Origin of the sequence: Ancylobacter mangrovi (assembly GCF_024752355.1) — a bacterium.
GTDB lineage: Bacteria > Pseudomonadota > Alphaproteobacteria > Rhizobiales > Xanthobacteraceae > Ancylobacter > Ancylobacter mangrovi.
Genome location: NZ_JANTHZ010000012.1, coordinates 119,257 through 136,980 on the forward strand (window position 1 = coordinate 119,257; position 17,724 = coordinate 136,980).

The following is a 17,724-nucleotide window of genomic DNA, read 5'->3' on the forward strand; positions in this document are numbered from 1 at the left end:
GCGCCGTCCCCGGCTCATGCGCGCCGCAGCCGCGCGGCGAAGAAGCCGTCGAGGCCGGCCTGGCGCGGGTCGGCGTCCGGCAGGTGGGTCGGCAGGGTGCGCAGCTCTCCCGCGGCGTTGATCCACTCCGCCGGGATGCCGCATTCGCCCGGCCCGATCGGCTCGCGGCGGAAGTCGGGCCGCGCGGCGAGCAGCGCCTCGACCTGCCGCTCTCCCTCCTCCGGCTCCAGCGAGCAGGTGGAATAGACCAGCACGCCGCCGGGCCGCACCAGCTCGGCGCCGCGCGCGAGGATGCGCGCCTGCAGGCCGGCGAGCGCGGCGACGTCCTCCGGGCGCTTGCTCCAGGCGACGTCGGGATGACGGCGTATGGTGCCGGTGGCCGAGCACGGCGCGTCGATCAGCACGGCGTCGAACGGCCCGCCGGCGAAGCTCGCCGCATCCGCCTCGACGATGGCGGCCGAGAGCCCGAGCCGGTCGAGATTCTGCTTCAGCCGCTTCAGCCGCTGGCCGGAGCGGTCGACCGCCGTGACCTCGCCGCCCGCCGCCGCGAGCTGGGCGGTCTTGCCGCCCGGCGCGGCGCACAGATCCGCGATCGTCATTCCCGGGGCGGGATGGAGCAAGCGCGCGGGCAGCGCGGCGGCCGCGTCCTGCACCCACCAGGCGCCCTCCGCGAAGCCCGGGAGCGCGGTGACATTGCCGGCATCGACGAGGCGGATCGTGCCGGTGGGCAGAAGCCGCCCGCCCAGCGTCTGTGCCCAGCCGGCGGCATCCGCGCGCGCCGTCAGGTCGAGCCCCGCCTCGTGCGCCAGCGCCTTCGAGATCGCCGCGCCTTCCTGCGGGCCATAGGCCTCGCGCCAGCCCTCGACCATCCATCCCGGCTGGTCGGGACCCTCGGGGAGCGTGTCCTTTCCCTCGCGGGCGACCCGCCGCAACACCGCGTTGACGAGGCCCTTGAAGCCGGCGCTCGCCGGGTCCTCGCCGGCCAGGGCGACACTGGTCGCCACCGCCGCATGGTCCGGCACCTCGGTGAGCAGGATCTGCGCGGCGCCGACGACGAGAAGCGTCTCCACCCGGCGCGCCTTCTCCGGCAGGCCGCGCTCGACCATGCCGCGCAACAGGGCGCGCAGGCTGCCGAGGCGGCGCAGGCTGGTGGCGGCGATCATGCGGGCGAGCGAGCGGTCGCGCTCGTCGAGGTCGCGGGTCAGGCGGTCGAGCGCCTCCTCGAGCGGGCGGCCCTTGTCGAGCACGGCGTCGATCGCATCGACCGCCGCACGGCGCACGGCGAGTCCGGGCGTCTGCGCCGGGCGCGAACCGCCGGCCTTCCTCGGAGCCTTGCCGTCGGGACGGCCCGGACGGCGGCGATTCGGAGCGCGAGGGGTGTCGTTCATCGCCAACGCACTAGGCCCGTGCCGGCGCGAACGCAACCATACCCTGAGGTGGTGTGGAGGGCCGAAGAAGCCACTCGCCGCAAAGAGTTGGCCCCGCGCCCTTGTGGAAGCGCGCGAGATTGGCTCCTATCTGTGTCCCGGAGCGGGCCACCGCGTCCGGTCCCGGCGCCGCCGGGCCGGCCGCATGTCGCGACCAGCGTAGGATCAGCGTTAGCTTTCATGCCGAATCTCGTCCTGATCGCCGATATCGGCGGAACCTCCTCCCGCCTCGCCAAGGTCGGCGCCGACGGCGTGCCCACCGACGTGCAGATCCACCGCAACGATTCGTTCGCCGGCTTCGAGGCGATGATCGAGGCGGACCTGTCGATGCGCGACGCGGCGAGCGTCTCGGCGATCGGCGGGGCGGTGCTGGCGGTCGCGGCCCCGGCCGACACCGAGACCATCAAGCTCACCAACCGCGACTGGTCCTTCACCAAGACCGGGCTGCGCAAGCATTTCGGCTGGCAGAAGCTGTCCATCGTCAACGATTTCGAGGCGCTCGCCCAGGGCGTGCCCGCCCTCACGGCGGAGGACCTCGTCCCGGTCGGCCACGCCCATGCCGACACCTCCGCGCCGATGGTGGTCTGCGGCCCCGGCACCGGCTTCGGCACGGCGGGCCTGCTGCGTATCGGGCGCACCTATCACACCGTCACCGGAGAAGGCGGACGCTGCCGGCTCGGCGCCGCCAATGCCGAGGAGGCGCGCCTGCTCGCCCATCTGCTCAGCGAGCTCGGCCCCGTGGTGGTGGAGCATGCAGTGTCCGGCTCGGGGCTCGGGCGCATCCACCGCATCTTCGCCGGCAAGGACCTCTCCCCCGAACAGGTGATCGCCGCCGCCCATCGCGGCGACGACGCGGCGCGGGCGAGCATCGACATCTTCCTGCGGCTGTTCGGACGCATCGCCGGCGACCTCGCGCTCATCTTCAACGCGCGCGGCGGCGTCTTCCTCGCCGGCGGCGTGTCGACCGCGCTGGCACCCTTCTTCGAGGGCTCGCCGTTCCGCAAGGCGTTCGAGGAGCATCCCCCGCACGAGGCAAGGCTCGTCGCCACGCCGGTGAACATCATCAATCACCCGACGCCCGGTCTCGTGGGCTGCGGCCAGCTCGGCGCCCGGCTGGCGCGCGGCCTCAAGGACGCGAAGCCGAACCTTCACCTCGTGTGAAGGACGCGGCGTCGGCCGCCGCCTCCAGCGCCGCGACCTCGAACCCGGCCCGCTCCAGCGTTGCGCGCATATGGGCGGGCAGCGGCGCGCTGACGTCGACCGGCGCGCGCCCCTTCTTCTGCGGCACCACCACCCGGCGCGAATGCAGGTGCAGCACCGGCCCGCCCGGCAGGCGCGAGGCGCCGCCATAGATGCTGTCGCCGAGGATGGGGTGGCCGATGGCGTCGAGATGGACGCGAAGCTGGTGCGTGCGCCCGGTCAGCGGCGACAGCGCCAGCACGGCGAGCCCCTCCCCCGCCGCCAGCAGCCGCCACTCGGTGATCGCCTCCTGCCCGCGCGGGTCGACCTGCATCCACCAGCCGCGCGTGGGCGAGCGCTTGGCGAGCTTCAGCTCGATCCGCCCCGCCTCCTGCGCCGGCACGCCGCGCACCACCGCCACATAGGTCTTGCCGACGCTGCCGTCGGCGAAGGCCCGGCCGAGCTCGGCCAAGGCCTTGCGATGGCGGCCCAGCACCAGGCAGCCGGAGGTGTCCTTGTCGAGCCGGTGGGCGAGTTCGGGCGCCGCGGGCAGGCCGAAGCGCAAAGCGTCGAGATGATCGGCCAGCGTCTCGCCGCCCTTCGGCCCCTTGTGGACCGCGAGTCCGGCCGGCTTGTCGATGACGAGCATCATCCCGTCCCGGTGCAGCAGGCGGGAGGCGATGTCGAGCGGGGCGGGAGCGTCGGGCGCGATCTGGCTCATCGCGCCGTCACAGCACAGAGCAGGCGGCGCGTCGAGAGGCATGGTGGGATGCCGGCCGTCGGCGCCGGCCTCCCGATCGGCACGCAGCAGCGACCACATGACGACGGTGCGCGGCGTGCCGCAGACTTTGTAGCCGATCGCGCGGCGGGCCCTCCCGCCGCAACCCGGCCTCCGGCGAGCCGTTCCGGGGGTGTCGTTGTCCGGCTCGACGCGATGTGTCTCCAAGACGCCGAAACAATGCGCGAGCAGAGCCCTCATCGCCTCGACCATCGGCCTCTGCCCGCGCGCCTCGAGAACCAGGATACCCCTTTCGCCAGCCTGCGATTCCAGGGCCGCGGGTATATGAGTCGATCACGCCCGACAAATCCGCGCCGCCGCGGCGCGCATGGCCCAAGCGGCGTTCCCGTTCGGGTCGCCTGCCGTCGAGGAACGGATCCGCCGAAAGGCCGTCGCCTCGTCGACGCTAGGCGGCAGATCCCTCAAGCGCATGGCCTCGGCATCGCCATAGGCGCGATGCAGGCCGGCGACGTCGCCCGGCGTCAGCGGGCGAGCCGCAGCCGGCCCGTCTCCAGTTCCGGCACCAGGACGGCCTGCCGCTGGCGTCCTCAGCTCTTGCGCAGTTCCTCGCCGACATCGAGCGTGGAGCGCACGCCGATGTCGTTGAAATGCTGCTCCAAGAAGCTCTCCGCCGCCTCGCGGCCGATGGCGTGGAGATAGAGCAGGAACTCCCACTCCGCGTTCATCTTGGTCGAGGCGTCGAGCGCCACCAGCTTCTCGGCCCCGTCGATGCGGTGGATGCGCAGGTCGCGGTAGCCGTCGATGCCGTCGCCCTTCTTCTTCAGGTTGCCGTGCTTCAGCAGCCGGCCGACGAACTCCGCCGCGCGAAGCTGCGCCAGCAGCGAGGCGTTGAAGGTGATCTCGTTCATCCGGTCCTGGATGTCGCGCGCCGTCTTCGGCGTATCGCGGCGGATGATCGGGTTGATCTGGACCAGCAGGATGTCGTCGGTCTTGACCGCGCTGTAGAACGGGAACAGCGCCGGATTGCCCATATAGCCGCCGTCCCAGTAGGGCACGCCGTCGATCTCGACCGCCTGGAACATGAACGGCAGGCAGGCCGAGGCCATGATGGCCTGCGCGGTCAGTTCGTGCTTGGCGAACACCCGCACCTTGCCGGTATGCACGTTGGTGGCGGACACGAACACGTGCACGTGGCGGCACGACTGCACCGCTTCGAAATCCACGTGCTGCTCGATCAGGTCCATCAGCGGGTTGATGTTGAGCGGATTGAGGTCGTAGGGCGAGAAGAACCGGCTCATCACGTCGAAGGCGATGTAGCTGGGGTTCGAATTGAGCGACCAGTTGCCCATCAGCCGGTCGAGCAGCGTGCGCTGGAGCGGGCTGGTGCGCCCGTCCTTGGAGACCGCGCGCCAGTAGCGGCGCAGCGCCTCGCGCCCGCCCTCATTGCCGCCGCGCGCGAGGCCGGTCGCCAGCACGGCGGCGTTCATCGCCCCGGCGCTGGTGCCGGAAATCCCCTCGACCGAGATGCGCCCGTCCTCCAGCAGCCGGTCGAGCACGCCCCAGGTGAAGGCGCCATGCGCGCCGCCGCCCTGCAGCGCGAGGTTGATCGGCTTGAGCGTCGGGCTCGAGGGCTTGCCGGGCTGGCGCTTGACCTTGACCTCGCCGGTCGGCGTGGCGAGCGCACCGGCCACGGCCTCGGCCTTGGCGCTCTCTGCCTTTGCGCCCGTCTTCTCGGCGGAGGCGTCCTTGGCCGGAGCTTCGGCCCTCGCGGCGGAAGCCTTCGGCGCCGCCTTGGCCGCCGCGCCGCGCCGGACCGGCTTGGCAGCGGGCTTCGCGTCGGTCGCCTTCGTCTCTGCAGGCTTGGTCTCCGCCGGCTTGGTCTCTGCGGGTGTCGCCACGGGTGCCTCTGCGACGGCCATCTTGGAGGTGACCGTCTCGCTCTTGGCCGAAGCAGGCTTCGGCGCCGTCTTGCGGGCACCCGGTTTGGCCGCGCCGGACTTGGCAACAGCGGGCTTGGCCGTATCCGCCTTGGCCGTCCCCGGCTTCGTGCGACCCGGCGTCGCCGTCGACGCGGCGGCGCTTCCGGCCGCCTCGCCGCCGGCGAGCTTGCCGACCGCCGCTTCTCCGGCGCCCTTCCGGCTCGCCCCCGACTTCGCAGCCCCGGTCTTCGCCGCTCCCGTCTTCGCAGCCCCGGTCACGCCACCGCCGGCCGCCACCGACGTCGCCGGCTCGACGATGTCGGGCGCCGGGCTGGCGGGTGCCGTCGCCTCGGGCGTGGGCGTCGACACCGTGCGGCGCGACGGCCCGGTCGCGGCAGCCGTGCGGCTGCCAGCGGGCGCCTTAGGCGACGCCTTCGCAGACGGCTTGTTGGCAGACCGCTTGGCTTGTGCTTTCGCGGGGGTGGCGCGGGTGCGCCTGGGCGTATCGGCCACGCGGCTCCTCCTCGACTTCGTTACTCGGCGACCCAGCCGCCGTCGATCTGCTGCAGCGCGCCGGTGATCGACTTGGCGTTGTCGCCGCACAGGAACACGGCGAGGGCGGCCACCTGCTCGACCGTCACGAATTCCTTGGTCGGCTGCTCGGCCAGCAGGAACTCCTTCACCTGCTGCTCGGTGATGCCGCGGGCCTTGGCGGTGTCGGGAATCTGCTTCTCGACCAGCGGCGTCCACACATAACCCGGGCAGATCGCATTGCAGGTAATGCCGAAGGTAGCGGTTTCCAGGGCCACCGTCTTGGTCAGGCCGGCGATGCCGTGCTTGGCCGAGACATAGGCCGACTTGAAGGGCGAGGCGACCAGCGCATGGGCGGAGGCGGTGTTGATGATGCGCCCCCATTTGCGCGCCTTCATGCCCGGCACCGCCGCCTTGATGGCGTGGAAGGCGGCCGACAGGTTCAGCGCGATGATGAGGTCCCACTTGTCGTCCGGGAAGTCCTCGATCGGCTCGACATGCTGCACGCCGGCATTGTTGATGAGGATGTCGACCGAGCCCAGCTCGCCCTCGGCGAACTTCACGAGGCCGGCGCATTCCGAGCCCTTGGTGAGGTCCGCGCCCGAATAGATCGCCTTGACGCCGAACTCGCTTTCGATGCCCGAGCGCTCCTTCTCGATCGCCGCCGGATCGCCGAAGCCGTTCAGCGTCACGTTCACGCCCTCGGCCGCAAGCGCGCGCGCATAGGCGAGGCCGATGCCGCTGGTTGAGCCGGTGACGACGGCGTTCTTCCCCTTAAGCATTCAAGAGCTCCTGAGCTGGAGGGCGACGGGTCGAGGCCTAGCGGCTCGCATCCTGCCGTCCGAATTCCCATATGATCTACGCTAGCACGGCATACCGCACTGCAAACACCCTTATCGCACAGCGGCTTCCAACCTTCCCGCGATCCTGCCGGCATGGTTTTCGGTTTGCTAGCGCTGGAGTACGATCACCGCATGACGTCGCACCTCGAAACCGGGCGCAAACCGCTCCACGCCGATCACGACCACAGCACCTGCGTCGCCGACGCGCTGTCGCGGGCGGAGATGTGCTGCGAGGAGCGCGGGGCGCGGCTCACCCCGCTGCGCCGGCGCGTGCTGGAAGTGCTCGCCGACAGCCATGTCCCGCTCGGCGCCTACGACCTCGTGGAGCGGCTCGGCGCCACCGGCGAGAAGCCGCCGCCGATGTCGGTCTACCGCGCGCTCGACTTCTTGGTCGGCGAGGGCCTCGCCCACCGGGTGGAGAGCCGCAACGCCTTCATCGCCTGCGGGCGCGAGCATGCCGCCGACGAGGTGGTGGTGTTCCTAATCTGCGACGAGTGCGGGCTGACGACCGAGATCGCCTCCCACGCCGTCGGCCGCGACCTCGCCTGGGCGAGCCGGGCGGCCGGCTTCACCCGCCGCGCCTCGGTGGTCGAGATCCCCGGCCTGTGCGCGCGCTGCGCCGAGGCCGGCCGTCACGCCGATGCCACGCAGGCGGTTCAGGCTGGAGAGGATCGTTGACGGCGGCGGACGCCGCGTCTACCCGAACAGGCGCTGCCTTCGCGCCGCGCCACTGGAACGTCCCCCGATGACCCTGCTCCGCGACACCGCCGAACCGACCGCTCTCGAACCCATCGTCGCTCCCGAGCTCGAGGCCGCCGGCCCGGCCCCTCGGCGGTCGACCGTTCCGGTGATGGTCGGCGAGGTCGCTGTTGGCGGCGGCGCGCCGGTCGTGGTGCAGTCCATGACCAACACCGACACCGCGGACGCGGCGGGCACGGCGTTGCAGATCGCCCAGCTCGCGCGCGCCGGCTCGGAGATCGTGCGCATCACGGTCGACCGGGACGAAGCCGCGCAGGCGGTGCCGGAGATCAAGGAACGCCTGCTGGCGATGGGGCTCTCCACCCCGATCGTCGGCGACTTCCACTATAACGGCCACCTGCTGCTGACGAAGTATCCCGACTGCGCGGCCGCGCTCGACAAGTACCGCATCAACCCGGGCAATGTCGGCTTCGGCGACAAGCGCGACCGTCACTTCGCCACCATCATCGAGCTCGCCATCAAATACGACAAGCCGGTGCGCATCGGCGCCAACTGGGGCTCGCTCGACAACGACCTGCTCACCGCGCTGATGGACCAGAACGCGAAGCTTCCGCGCCCGGCGGACGCGCGCGCCGTCACCCGCGAGGCGCTGGTGCGCTCGGCCCTGCTCTCGGCCGCGCTCGCCGAGGAGATCGGCCTCAAGCGCGAGAAGATCATCCTCTCCGCCAAGGTGTCGGCGGTGCAGGACCTCATCACCGTCTATTCCGAGCTCGCGCGCCGCGCCGACTACGCGCTGCATCTCGGCCTTACCGAGGCCGGCATGGGCTCGAAGGGCATCGTCGCCTCCTCCACCGCCATGGGCGTGCTGCTCCAGCAGGGCATCGGCGACACGATCCGCGTCTCGCTCACCCCCGAGCCGGGCGGCGACCGCACCCGCGAGGTGACGGTGGCGCAGGAGATGCTGCAGACCATGGGCCTGCGCACCTTCGTGCCGCTGGTCGCCGCCTGCCCCGGCTGCGGGCGCACCACCTCCACCACCTTCCAGGAGCTCGCCTTCGAGGTGCAGGACTTCATCCGCACCTCGATGCCGGAATGGAAGAAGCACTATCCCGGCGTCGAGACGCTGAACGTCGCGGTGATGGGCTGCATCGTCAACGGGCCGGGCGAATCCAAGCATGCCGACATCGGCATCTCGCTGCCCGGTACCGGCGAGTTCCCCACCGCCCCGGTCTATCTCGACGGCAAGAAGGCGATGACGCTGCGCGGGCCGAGCCTGCGCGACGACTTCAAAAAGATCGTCGAGGAGTATGTGGCGCGGCGGTTCGGCGTGGGACGGACGGAAGCGGGCAGCGTCGACGCGGCGGAGTGATGATCAGATTTTACTGGAGATTTTTTCCAGAAGTATCTCCACCTCTGAAATATCAGATCGCACTAGACTCCAACCTGAACCATTGACGCTCTTATCATACCTAAATGATGCGTTTCCATAATAGTCGTAGGCTTTATTTATCTGACTAATTTCAATACCATTTTCGTCATAAACAATCTTGAATGAAGGTCTGGACCCATCACCATCTACGCCGATGCGGACAAAGCACGGCTGCCTTTCAGACAAAACCATTCGATGATGGATTCTCTGCAACCAACCGGCCGGATTTTTCATCTTTCCGATTGCAAGCATCGTTTCAACGGTTGAGTCCTTCGGCACAGTTTTCGACTTCATGAATGCGCCCTGTGGTTTCAGGCGTCGATTCTAAGTCCGCCTCACAATCAACATCAAGCCTCACCAATCCAAGACTCGTCCATTGCCCTTCCCCGCCTATAGGCGTAAAAGCCCGCGCTCGTCCGAGCCTGTGAATGGCAGGACTTTCAGGAGAAATATGATGGGCTACAAGGTCGCCGTCGTCGGCGCCACAGGCAATGTGGGCCGTGAAATGCTCGACATCCTCTCGGAGCGGGGTTTTCCCGCCGACGAGGTGGTCGCGCTCGCCTCCCGTCGTTCGGTCGGGACGGAAGTCTCCTTCGGCGACAAGACCCTGAAAGTCAAAGCCCTCGAGCACTACGACTTCTCCGACACCGACATCTGCCTGATGTCGGCGGGCGGCGACGTGTCGAAGCAGTGGTCGCCCAAGATCGGCGCCCAGGGCTGCGTGGTGATCGATAACTCCTCAGCCTGGCGCTACGATTCCGACGTGCCGCTGATCGTGCCGGAAGTGAACGCCGACGCGGTGAAGGGCTTCACCCGCAAGAACATCATCGCCAACCCGAACTGCTCGACCGCCCAGCTCGTCGTGGCGCTGAAGCCGCTGCACGATCTGGCGACGATCAAGCGTGTCGTGGTCGCGACCTACCAGTCGGTCTCCGGCGCCGGCAAGGACGCGATGGACGAATTGTTCTCGCAGACCCGCGCCGTGTTCGTCTCCGACCCGATCGAGCCGAAGAAGTTCACCAAGCGCATCGCCTTCAACGTGATTCCGCACATCGACGTCTTCATGGAGGACGGCTACACCAAGGAAGAATGGAAGGTGATGGCCGAGACCAAGAAGATCCTCGACCCGAAGATCAAGCTCACCTGCACCGCGGTGCGGGTCCCGGTGTTCATCTCCCATGCCGAGGCGGTGAACATCGAGTTCGAGAAGCCGATCACGGTCGAGGAGGCCACGGAGGCGCTGCGCAACGCCCCCGGGGTGCTGGTCGTCGACAAGCACGAGCCCGGCGGCTACATCACGCCCTACGAGGCGGCCGGCGAGGACGCGACCTACATCTCGCGCATCCGCGAGGATGCGACGGTGGAGAACGGCCTCTCCTTCTGGTGCGTGTCGGACAATCTGCGCAAGGGCGCGGCGCTGAACGCGGTGCAGATCGCCGAGGTTCTGGTCAACCGCAAGCTCCTTCAGCCGAAGTCGCAGAAGGCGGCCTGAACGGCCGCGACCGCGAGACCGCGACGGCCGCTTCCGGGCGGCCCGATATTACGGGAAATGCAACGGCCGCCCTCCGGGGCGGCCGTTGTCGTTCTGACATTACCGCGTCACCGTTCCGCCGAAGTCGATGTACAAGGTGCGCCGCACCTCAACTTCGGATGGAATCGTGCTGACGCGTCTTCTCACCATCGCGGCGATCGTCGCGGGCGGGCTGGCCTCGCTCTCCGCCCCGGCCCTCGCCCATCCCCATGTCTGGGTGGTCGTGAGATCCCAGTTCAATTATGCGCCCGACGGCTCGCTGGTCGACGTGCGCCACGACTGGACCTTCGACGAGGGCTTCTCGAGCTTCGCGCTGCAGGGGCTGGAGACCGGGCCGGACGGCAAGCCGACCGAGAAGACGCTGAAGGAGCTCGCCCAGGTCAACATCGATTCCCTCAAGGACTACGACTATTTCACCTATGCCCAGCGCGGGAAGCAGAAGTTCCCGTTCGCCCCGCCGAAGGACTACAGCCTCACCTATGACGGCACGTCGCTGACGCTGCACTTCACCCTGCCGCTGGCCAAGCCCGTGCCGGCGAAGGGCAGCACCGCGATCGACGTCTACGACCCGACCTATTTCGTCGCCTTCCAGCTCGCCGATGACAATCCGGTCAAGCTGGCGGGCGGGCCGCCCGGCTGCACGGTCGACCTGCACCGGCCCGATCCGGCCGCGACCTCGAGCTCGACCATGACGCTGTCCGAGAGCTTCTTCAACACGCTCACCTCGGCCAGCAATTTCGGCTCGCAATTCTCCAACCGGGCCACGGTGACCTGTCCGTGAAGCGGCTCGCGCTTGCCCTTCTGGCCGTGCTCGGGGCGGCGCTCGCGCTCCATCCCGCCTTCGCGCAATCGCCCTTCGGCGTCGGCGCCCCGGCCCCGCCGGAGCCCGCCGGCATCGCCGCCTTCATCCTCGCCAAGCAGGCCGAGTTCTACCGCCTGCTGACCTCGGCGGTGCGCGCCTCCAAGCAGGACGGCAGCGCGCTCGCCGTGCTCGGGGGCATTTCATTCGCCTACGGCATCTTCCACGCCGCCGGCCCGGGGCACGGCAAGGCGGTGATCTCCTCCTACCTGCTCGCCAACGAGGCGACGCTGAAGCGCGGCGTCGGCCTCGCCTTCGCCAGCGCCTTCGCCCAGTCGATGACCGCCATCCTGGTCGCCGCCCTGTTCGCGATCGTGCTCGGCGCCACCGCCGTGACGATGAGCCGGGCGGTCTATGTCGTGGAACTCGCCGCCTACGCGCTGGTGGTGCTGATCGGCCTGCGCCTCGCCTATGCGAAGGGCCGCGCGCTCATCGCCGCCTGGCGCGGCCTGCCGGACCATGTCCACAATGGCGACGAGAGCTGCGACGATCACGGCCACCTGCCTGGTCCGGACGCGCTGCCCAAGGGGAGCGGCTGGCGCGAATGGTGGGGCGCGGTGCTCTCGGTCGGGCTGCGGCCCTGCTCGGGCGCGATCCTGGTGCTGATCTTCGCCCTGACGCAGGGCATCTTCTGGGTCGGGGCCGCCTCGACCCTGCTGATGGGCGTGGGCACGGCGATGACGGTGAGCGCCGTCGCCGCGCTCGCGGTGTTCGCCAAGCGCACCGCGGTGCGGCTGGCGGCGACCCGGCCGGGCTCGGCCGGGTCCGTCGTGCTGCGGGGCGTCGAATTCCTCGCCGCGCTCGCGCTGATCGCCTTCGGCCTCGCCCTGATGTTCGGCTTCATGCTCACCGAGCGCCTGTCGCTCGGCTGAGGCCGGTGGAGGCGCCGGCGCGAAGGCCTCAGTCCTTCATATAGTCGTGGATCACCTTGCCGAGGCCGAGCGTGAGGTCGGACTTGATGTGGGTGGCGGAGAGCACCTCCAGCACCGGCAGCTTGGCGACGTCGCAGATGGCGTGCGGGAACAGCCCGAGCGCCGCCGGCCCGGTCCACGCCTCCTTGATGATGACGTCCTCGAGATAGTACTCGACCAGCTCGCAGATGCGCGGGCCACCATCCACGTCGGGAATGATCTTGATCATCCAGTTCGGCGCCAGCATCGACTTCAGCGTCGCGTCCTTGTCGACCGCCTGGTACTTGTAGCCCATGGTGCCGCAGGCGCAGAGCACGCTGCCATAGTTCAGCTTGGCGACCAACGTGTCGCTCTCCACCGCGATGCTCGGCTTGGCCAGCTTCTTGGGAAAGCCCCAGATCTCGCGCCCGCCGGCGATCGGCGCCTCGTCGTCGAGATACATGGAGTGGACGAAGCCGCCCTTGCGGCCCTCGAACTCGACCGGGATCACCTGCCCGGTCTCGGTGTAGTCGCCGAAGCCGGTGGAATCCGGCATGCGGATGAACTCGTATTTGACGATCGGGTCCGTCACCTTCAGCGGCTCGGGAACCACCTTCTCCAGCGCCGCCGGGTCGGTGCGGTAGGTGATGATGAAATATTCGCGGTTGAAGAAACGGTACGGACCCTTCGGATAGGAAGGGCTGGTCAGCGGCATGGAATAGGCAGTGCGACGGACGTCTTCAATCTTCATGACGGGCCCTCAGCTGGAACGGATTGCGAGCCTAATGCACCGCACGCGGCCGCGACAGTGCGAACCGCGTCATCGCACCGTCACAGCACGATCAGCCCGCCCGCGCCGTCCTCGGTGCCGATGGCGAGCGCGCCGCCATCCGCGCGCCAGGCGAGCGCGCTGACCGCCCCGCCCGACGGCGAGCGGGCGAGGATCTCCGCCCCGTCCGAGATGCGCACCAGCAGCACCATGCCGTCGTCATAGCCGCAGGCGATCACCTCGTCCTTGGGATGCGCCCCGACGCAGGAGACGCGCACGTCGCGCGGCGCCAGCATGGTCGGCTGCTTGCCCATCGGCCCTTCCTTCGAGCCGAACGGCCAGAGCACCGCCTCGCTGGAGCCGGAGGTGGCGAGGAAGCGCCCGCCGGCGGTGAAGGCCATCGACTTCACCCGCGAGGGATAGCCCGACATGCGCATATGCGCCCCGTCCGGCAGCCGCCAGCCGTGCAGCGCCGCCTCCTGCATGGTGGTGACGATGAAGCGCCCGTCCGGGTGCCAGAGGATGCCGCGATGCGAGCCCTTCCATTCGAGCGACTCGGGCTTGGCCTGCGCGTTCGGGAACCACAGCGTCGCCCCGCCATAATGGGCGATGGCGAGCCGCGTGCCCTTCGGCGCGAAGGCGAGCCCGCCGACCGTCGAGGGCAGGTCGAGCGTCTTCGGATCGCCCTTGGCGGGCCGGAAATAGGCAGTGCGGCCGGCGGAGAAGGCGACCGAGCCGTCCGGCCCGGCGGCCACCTGGTCGATCCACCGGCCCTTCTGCTCGAACAGCACCCGGCTCGACCCGTCGCCCGCCGTCTCCACCACGCGGCCATCATCGCCGCCGGTGACGAGGCGGCGCCGGTCGCCGTCGACGCTCAGAATGGCGCCGCCGTGGGCGTCGAGGCGCCGTTCCTCTTCGCCCGCGAGCACGATCTTCCCGCCGCCGAGCGCGAAGGCGGCGACGGAACCGAGGAAGCGCACGCCGACCACGGGATCGCCGAGATCGATCGGGGTGAGCTTCGAGGTGATGGAGGAAGGCGTGGAGGAAAGGGCAGCCATGGCATTTCTGTCGGTCGCGGGCAGGTGCAGAGTTAGCCGATGCGGGCGCCGCCGTCACGCCCCGCTCTCATGCGCTGGTCGGCCGTCGCGTCCGCCCGCCGCTCAGCGGGCGATCCAGCCGCCGTCGATGACCAGCAGGTGGCCGAGGATGAAGCGTGCCTTCTCCGAGCACAGGAACAGCACCGCCGCGGTCAGCTCGTCCGCCTGCCCGAGACGGCCGATCGGGAACATCTTTCCCGCTTCCTCGGCGCTGATGCCCTCGCGCTCCATCCACTGGTGGAACACGTCGCCGGGCGCGTCGATGCCGCAGGCGGCGATGGCGTTGACGCTGATGCCGTGCTTGGCGACTTCCAGCGCCACCGACTTGGTGAGCCCGTCCACCCCGCCCTTGGAGGCGGCGTAGAGGCTCTCGGTCGGGTTGCCGGTCAGGCTGCCGGTGACGGAGGACTGGTTGACGATCGCCCCGCCGCCATTCTTCTTCATCTGGCGGATCTCGTGCTTCATGCAGTGGAACACGCCGCGCAGATTGGTGTCGACGTGAAGGTCGAAGCTCTCGCCGGTCTCCTCGTCGATCGGCGCGAAGCGGACCACGCCGGCATTGTTCACCGCGCAGTCGAGCCGGCCATAGCTCTCGACGGTCTTCGCGACCATCTCCTCGACCTCGCTCTCGACCCGCACGTCGGTCGGCAGGAACAGGCCCTGCGCGCCCGCCTGACGCACCATCTCGAGCGTCTCCTCGCCGCCGGCGCGGTCGATGTCGGAGATCACGACCCGCGCGCCCTCGCCGGCGAAGGCGAGCGCGGTCACGCGGCCGAGGCCGCGCGCCGCTCCGGTGACGATGACGACCTTGTCAGCGAATTCGCTCACGCCGCCGCCTCACGCCGTGCAGGAGAGGAAGCCTTCCTCCAGCGCCTTCTCGTCGAGATGGCGACCGATGAAGACGATGCGGCTCGTCTTCGCCTCGTCCGCGCGCCAGGGGCGCTGGTGGTCGCCGTCGAGGATCATGTGCACGCCCTGGAACACGAAGCGGTCCGGGTCGTCCTTGAAGGCGAGGATGCCCTTGGAGCGCAGGATGTTCGGCCCCTCGCGCTGGGTCAGCTCCTGGATCCACGGGAAGAACTTGTCCGGGTCGAGCGGCTTGTCGGAGGCGAAGGAGACCGACTTCATGTCCTCGTCGTGGAAGTGGCGGTGGCCGCCTTCCAGGAAGTCGGGATCGATCGCGGTGATGCGGTCGAGGTCGAACGCGCCCTGCCCCAGCACCTTGTCGATGGCGATGTCCGAGCGCTGCGTGCGGTGGATGCGCGCGAACGGGTTGATGGCGCGGATGCGCATCTCCACGTCCTTGAGCTCGGTGTCGGTGACGAGGTCGGTCTTGTTGAGCAGGATCACGTCGGCGAAGGCGATCTGGTTCTTCGCCTCGGGGGCGTCCTTCAGCCGCTCCTTCAGCCATTTGGCGTCGGCCACCGTCACCACCGCGTCGAGCGAGGTCTTGGCGCCGACGATCTCGTCGACGAAGAAGGTCTGCGCGACCGGGGCCGGGTCGGCGAGGCCGGTGGTCTCGACGATGATGCCGTCGAAATCGCCCTTGCGGCGCAAAAGGCCGTCGATGATGCGGATCAGGTCGCCGCGCACGGTGCAGCAGATGCACCCGTTGTTCATCTCGAACACTTCCTCATCGGCGCCGACCACCAGGTCGTTGTCGATGCCGATCTCGCCGAACTCGTTGACGACGACGGCGTACTTCTTGCCGTGCGGCTCGGAGAGGATGCGGTTGAGCAGCGTGGTCTTGCCGGCACCGAGATAGCCGGTGAGGACGGTGACGGGGATCTTGTCGGACTGGGTCTCGGGCATGGTGCCACTCCAATGGTCTCGTCAGACGCATTGTCCCGGACGTCGTCCTGCGACATCCGGGACCGCTATTCTTCATTCCCGCCGGCCGGCACCCCCGCGACGCTTGACGCGTCTGCGGAATGCCAGCTCAGCGCGGGTCAGCTCGACAGTGCCGACGAGAACTGGTGGATGTTGTTCTCGATCATGTCGATGTAGGTGCTCGCCGGGCCTTTGTCATCGGACAGGGCGTCGGAGTAGACCTCGCCGCCGATCTTGGCGCCGGTCTCGGCGGCGATGCGCTGGATGAGGCGCGGGTCGGAGATGTTCTCCATGAACACGGCCGGGATCTTCTCCGCCTTGATCTGGCGGATGATGCTGGCCACGTCCTGCGCCGAGGCCTCGGCGTCGGTGGACACGCCCTGTGGCGCGATGAACTCCATGCCGTAGGCGGCGCCGAAATAGCCGAACGCATCGTGCGAGGTGATGATGCGCCGGCGCTCCGGCGGGATCGCGGCGATGGCGGCCTTCACCTCGTTCTCCAGCGCGTCGAGCTTGGCGGTGTAGGCGGCGGCGTTGGAGGCATAGGCCGCCTGCCCGGCCGGGTCGGCGGCGATCAGCCCGTCGCGGATATTGGCGACGTAGAGCTTGGCGTTGGCGACCGACTGCCAGGCGTGCGGGTCGAGCCCGCCATGCTCGTGGCCCTCGTGCTCGTGCGCGGCATCAGCCTCGTGCGCATCACCCTCCTCTTCCTCCGCCATCTCGCGCGGGGTCACGCCCTCGGACGCGACGACGATCTTCGCCTTGGTGCCGGAGGATTTCAGCAGCCGGTCCATCCAGCCCTCGAAGCCGAGCCCGTTGACGAACACGACCTTGGCGTCCGCCACCTTCTTGGCGTCGGCGGGCGCAGGCTGGAACACATGCGCGTCGCCGTTCGGCCCGACGAGCACGCTCACCGCGACGCGGTCGCCGCCGACCTGCTTCACCAGGTCGCCGAGGATGGAGAAGGTGGCGACGACCGGCATCTTCTCGGCCGGCGCCGCGTCCTGCGCCGAAGCGGGCGTGAACAGGGCCGGCGCGGCGAGCGCGGCCGTGGCGAACACGGCGAGCCAGGAACGACGGGTGGGCCGCCAGTTGATCAGCATGCGAATCTCCTCAGGCTTCGAGGTGACGACGGGGAACGAGGCGCGGCAGCAGTCCGCCGACCGGCCCGAACAGGACCGACAGCACATAGGCGCCGCCGGCGACGAGGATGATGGCGGGCCCCGAGGGCACGCCCGAATGGTAGGAAACCAGCAGCCCCAGCGCGCCGGAGCCGCAGGCGATCAGCACCGACAGCCAGACCAGCGTGGTCAGCTCACGGCTCCAGAACCGCGCGGCGATGGCCGGCAGCATCATCATGCCCACCGCCAGCAGCGTGCCGAGCGCGTGGAAGCCGCCGACGAGGTTGAGCACCACCAGAGCCAGGAAGGCGAGGTGCGAGGGCGCCCCCGCCCGGCTGACCGAGCGCAGGAAGCCCGGATCGACGCTCTCCATCACCAGCGGGCGCCACAGCACCGCCAGCACCAGCAGGGTGATGCTGGCGATCGAGACGATCAGCAGCAGCGTCGGGTCGTCGAGCGCCAGCACGGTGCCGAACAGCACGTGCAGCAGGTCGACATTCGAGCCGCGCAGCGACACCAGCAGCACGCCGAGCGCCAGCGACACCAGGTAGAAGGCGGCCAGCGCCGCGTCCTCCTTCATCTGCGTGGCGCGGGCGACGGCGCCGGCGCCGATCGCCACCGTGAAGCCGGCCACCATGCCGCCGATGGTCATCGCCCAGAGGTTCAGCCCGGCGGCAAGGAAGCCGACCGCCGCCCCGGGCAGGATGGCGTGCGCCATGGCGTCGCCGGCAAGGCTCATGCGGCGCAGCATCATCAGCACGCCGATGGGCCCCGCGCCGACGCCGAGCGCCAGCACGCCGACCAGCGCGCGGCGCATGAAGTCGAACTCGGCGAACGGGCCGACGATGTAGTCGTACAGCAT

Annotated in this window: 17 protein-coding genes; 6 read left to right on the plus strand and 11 right to left on the minus strand. The window is 69.2% G+C overall.

Features of this window, described 5'->3' with window-relative positions:
- Positions 1-14: 14 nt before the first annotated feature.
- Entirely contained in the window at positions 15-1,388 is a 1,374-nt protein-coding gene (gene rsmB / locus NVS89_RS20200) for a 16S rRNA (cytosine(967)-C(5))-methyltransferase RsmB (RefSeq protein ID WP_374114608.1), read from the minus strand.
- A 219-nt stretch (positions 1,389-1,607) separates the two neighbouring features.
- On the opposite strand from rsmB, the gene NVS89_RS20205 reads away from it, so the two are divergent.
- Positions 1,608-2,588 carry a glucokinase gene (locus NVS89_RS20205; protein ID WP_258734567.1) on the plus strand — a complete coding sequence of 327 codons (981 nt, stop codon included), beginning with the start codon at positions 1,608-1,610 and terminating at the stop codon, positions 2,586-2,588.
- On the opposite strand, the gene NVS89_RS20210 is transcribed toward NVS89_RS20205, so the two are convergent.
- The 3 genes from NVS89_RS20210 to NVS89_RS20220 form a co-directional block, all read right to left on the minus strand.
- Positions 2,554-3,327 (minus strand): RluA family pseudouridine synthase, encoded by a 774-nt coding sequence (locus NVS89_RS20210; protein ID WP_258734568.1) that lies wholly within the window; start codon positions 3,325-3,327, stop codon positions 2,554-2,556. The two genes, NVS89_RS20205 and NVS89_RS20210, sit on opposite strands and share 35 nt — an antisense overlap.
- A gap of 605 nt (positions 3,328-3,932) precedes the next feature.
- Complete coding sequence (locus tag NVS89_RS22960) at positions 3,933-5,633, minus strand: patatin-like phospholipase family protein (RefSeq protein ID WP_309486574.1); 1,701 nt, start codon at positions 5,631-5,633, stop codon at positions 3,933-3,935.
- 164 nt (positions 5,634-5,797) lie between these two features.
- The gene (locus tag NVS89_RS20220; protein WP_258734569.1) at positions 5,798-6,577 is read right to left on the minus strand and encodes a 3-hydroxybutyrate dehydrogenase; all 780 of its coding nucleotides are present in this window, start codon (positions 6,575-6,577) and stop codon (positions 5,798-5,800) included.
- 192 nt (positions 6,578-6,769) lie between these two features.
- Here NVS89_RS20220 and NVS89_RS20225 point away from each other — a divergent pair, with 192 nt between their 5' ends.
- Complete coding sequence (locus NVS89_RS20225; protein ID WP_258734570.1) at positions 6,770-7,315, plus strand: transcriptional repressor; 546 nt, start codon at positions 6,770-6,772, stop codon at positions 7,313-7,315.
- Positions 7,316-7,382: 67 nt separating this feature from the next.
- Positions 7,383-8,705, plus strand: a complete 1,323-nt coding sequence (gene ispG, locus NVS89_RS20230; protein ID WP_258734571.1) for a flavodoxin-dependent (E)-4-hydroxy-3-methylbut-2-enyl-diphosphate synthase — start codon at positions 7,383-7,385, stop codon at positions 8,703-8,705.
- Positions 8,706-8,708: 3 nt separating this feature from the next.
- Here the strand turns inward: ispG and NVS89_RS20235 are convergent, their stop codons facing one another.
- Positions 8,709-9,059: a hypothetical protein gene (locus tag NVS89_RS20235; RefSeq protein WP_258734572.1), complete on the minus strand. Its 351-nt coding sequence runs from the start codon at positions 9,057-9,059 to the stop codon at positions 8,709-8,711.
- A 160-nt stretch (positions 9,060-9,219) separates the two neighbouring features.
- Between NVS89_RS20235 and NVS89_RS20240 the strand changes: the two genes are divergently transcribed.
- From NVS89_RS20240 to NVS89_RS20250, 3 genes are all read left to right on the plus strand, one after another.
- Positions 9,220-10,257, plus strand: a complete 1,038-nt coding sequence (locus NVS89_RS20240) for an aspartate-semialdehyde dehydrogenase (RefSeq protein WP_258734573.1) — start codon at positions 9,220-9,222, stop codon at positions 10,255-10,257.
- 166 nt (positions 10,258-10,423) lie between these two features.
- Positions 10,424-11,077, plus strand: a complete 654-nt coding sequence (locus NVS89_RS20245) for a DUF1007 family protein (RefSeq protein ID WP_258734574.1) — start codon at positions 10,424-10,426, stop codon at positions 11,075-11,077.
- A complete protein-coding gene (locus NVS89_RS20250; RefSeq protein ID WP_258734575.1) occupies positions 11,074-12,027 on the plus strand; it encodes a nickel/cobalt transporter in 954 nt (317 codons plus the stop codon). Before NVS89_RS20245 ends, NVS89_RS20250 begins: the two co-directional genes overlap by 4 nt.
- A 28-nt stretch (positions 12,028-12,055) precedes the next feature.
- Here the strand turns inward: NVS89_RS20250 and NVS89_RS20255 are convergent, their stop codons facing one another.
- The 6 genes from NVS89_RS20255 to NVS89_RS20280 form a co-directional block, all read right to left on the minus strand.
- Positions 12,056-12,796, minus strand: coding sequence for an acetoacetate decarboxylase (locus NVS89_RS20255; protein ID WP_258734576.1), 741 nt, complete (start codon positions 12,794-12,796; stop codon positions 12,056-12,058).
- A gap of 80 nt (positions 12,797-12,876) precedes the next feature.
- Positions 12,877-13,872 carry a WD40 repeat domain-containing protein gene (locus tag NVS89_RS20260; protein WP_258734577.1) on the minus strand — a complete coding sequence of 332 codons (996 nt, stop codon included), beginning with the start codon at positions 13,870-13,872 and terminating at the stop codon, positions 12,877-12,879.
- Between the two features lie 102 nt (positions 13,873-13,974).
- Positions 13,975-14,739 (minus strand): SDR family oxidoreductase, encoded by a 765-nt coding sequence (locus NVS89_RS20265; RefSeq protein WP_258734578.1) that lies wholly within the window; start codon positions 14,737-14,739, stop codon positions 13,975-13,977.
- A gap of 9 nt (positions 14,740-14,748) precedes the next feature.
- Positions 14,749-15,723, minus strand: coding sequence for a CobW family GTP-binding protein (locus NVS89_RS20270; RefSeq protein WP_258734579.1), 975 nt, complete (start codon positions 15,721-15,723; stop codon positions 14,749-14,751).
- Between the two features lie 137 nt (positions 15,724-15,860).
- On the minus strand, positions 15,861-16,844 hold the full coding sequence (locus NVS89_RS20275) for a metal ABC transporter substrate-binding protein (protein WP_258734580.1): 984 nt from the start codon (positions 16,842-16,844) through the stop codon (positions 15,861-15,863).
- 10 nt (positions 16,845-16,854) lie between these two features.
- Positions 16,855-17,724: a metal ABC transporter permease gene (locus tag NVS89_RS20280; protein WP_258734640.1), complete on the minus strand. Its 870-nt coding sequence runs from the start codon at positions 17,722-17,724 to the stop codon at positions 16,855-16,857.

Bases quoted from the DNA above. Each gene is read 5' to 3' on its own strand.
- rsmB (WP_374114608.1), bottom strand. From the start codon at position 1,388: ATGAACGACACCCCTCGCGCTCCGAATCGCCGCCGTCCGGGCCGTCCC.
- NVS89_RS20205 (WP_258734567.1), top strand. From the start codon at position 1,608: ATGCCGAATCTCGTCCTGATCGCCGATATCGGCGGAACCTCCTCCCGC.
- NVS89_RS20210 (WP_258734568.1), bottom strand. From the start codon at position 3,327: ATGAGCCAGATCGCGCCCGACGCTCCCGCCCCGCTCGACATCGCCTCC.
- NVS89_RS20220 (WP_258734569.1), bottom strand. From the start codon at position 6,577: ATGCTTAAGGGGAAGAACGCCGTCGTCACCGGCTCAACCAGCGGCATC.
- NVS89_RS20225 (WP_258734570.1), top strand. From the start codon at position 6,770: ATGACGTCGCACCTCGAAACCGGGCGCAAACCGCTCCACGCCGATCAC.
- ispG (WP_258734571.1), top strand. From the start codon at position 7,383: ATGACCCTGCTCCGCGACACCGCCGAACCGACCGCTCTCGAACCCATC.
- NVS89_RS20235 (WP_258734572.1), bottom strand. From the start codon at position 9,059: ATGAAGTCGAAAACTGTGCCGAAGGACTCAACCGTTGAAACGATGCTT.
- NVS89_RS20240 (WP_258734573.1), top strand. From the start codon at position 9,220: ATGGGCTACAAGGTCGCCGTCGTCGGCGCCACAGGCAATGTGGGCCGT.
- NVS89_RS20255 (WP_258734576.1), bottom strand. From the start codon at position 12,796: ATGAAGATTGAAGACGTCCGTCGCACTGCCTATTCCATGCCGCTGACC.
- NVS89_RS20260 (WP_258734577.1), bottom strand. From the start codon at position 13,872: ATGGCTGCCCTTTCCTCCACGCCTTCCTCCATCACCTCGAAGCTCACC.
- NVS89_RS20270 (WP_258734579.1), bottom strand. From the start codon at position 15,723: ATGCCCGAGACCCAGTCCGACAAGATCCCCGTCACCGTCCTCACCGGC.
- NVS89_RS20275 (WP_258734580.1), bottom strand. From the start codon at position 16,844: ATGCTGATCAACTGGCGGCCCACCCGTCGTTCCTGGCTCGCCGTGTTC.
- NVS89_RS20280 (WP_258734640.1), bottom strand. From the start codon at position 17,724: ATGCTGTACGACTACATCGTCGGCCCGTTCGCCGAGTTCGACTTCATG.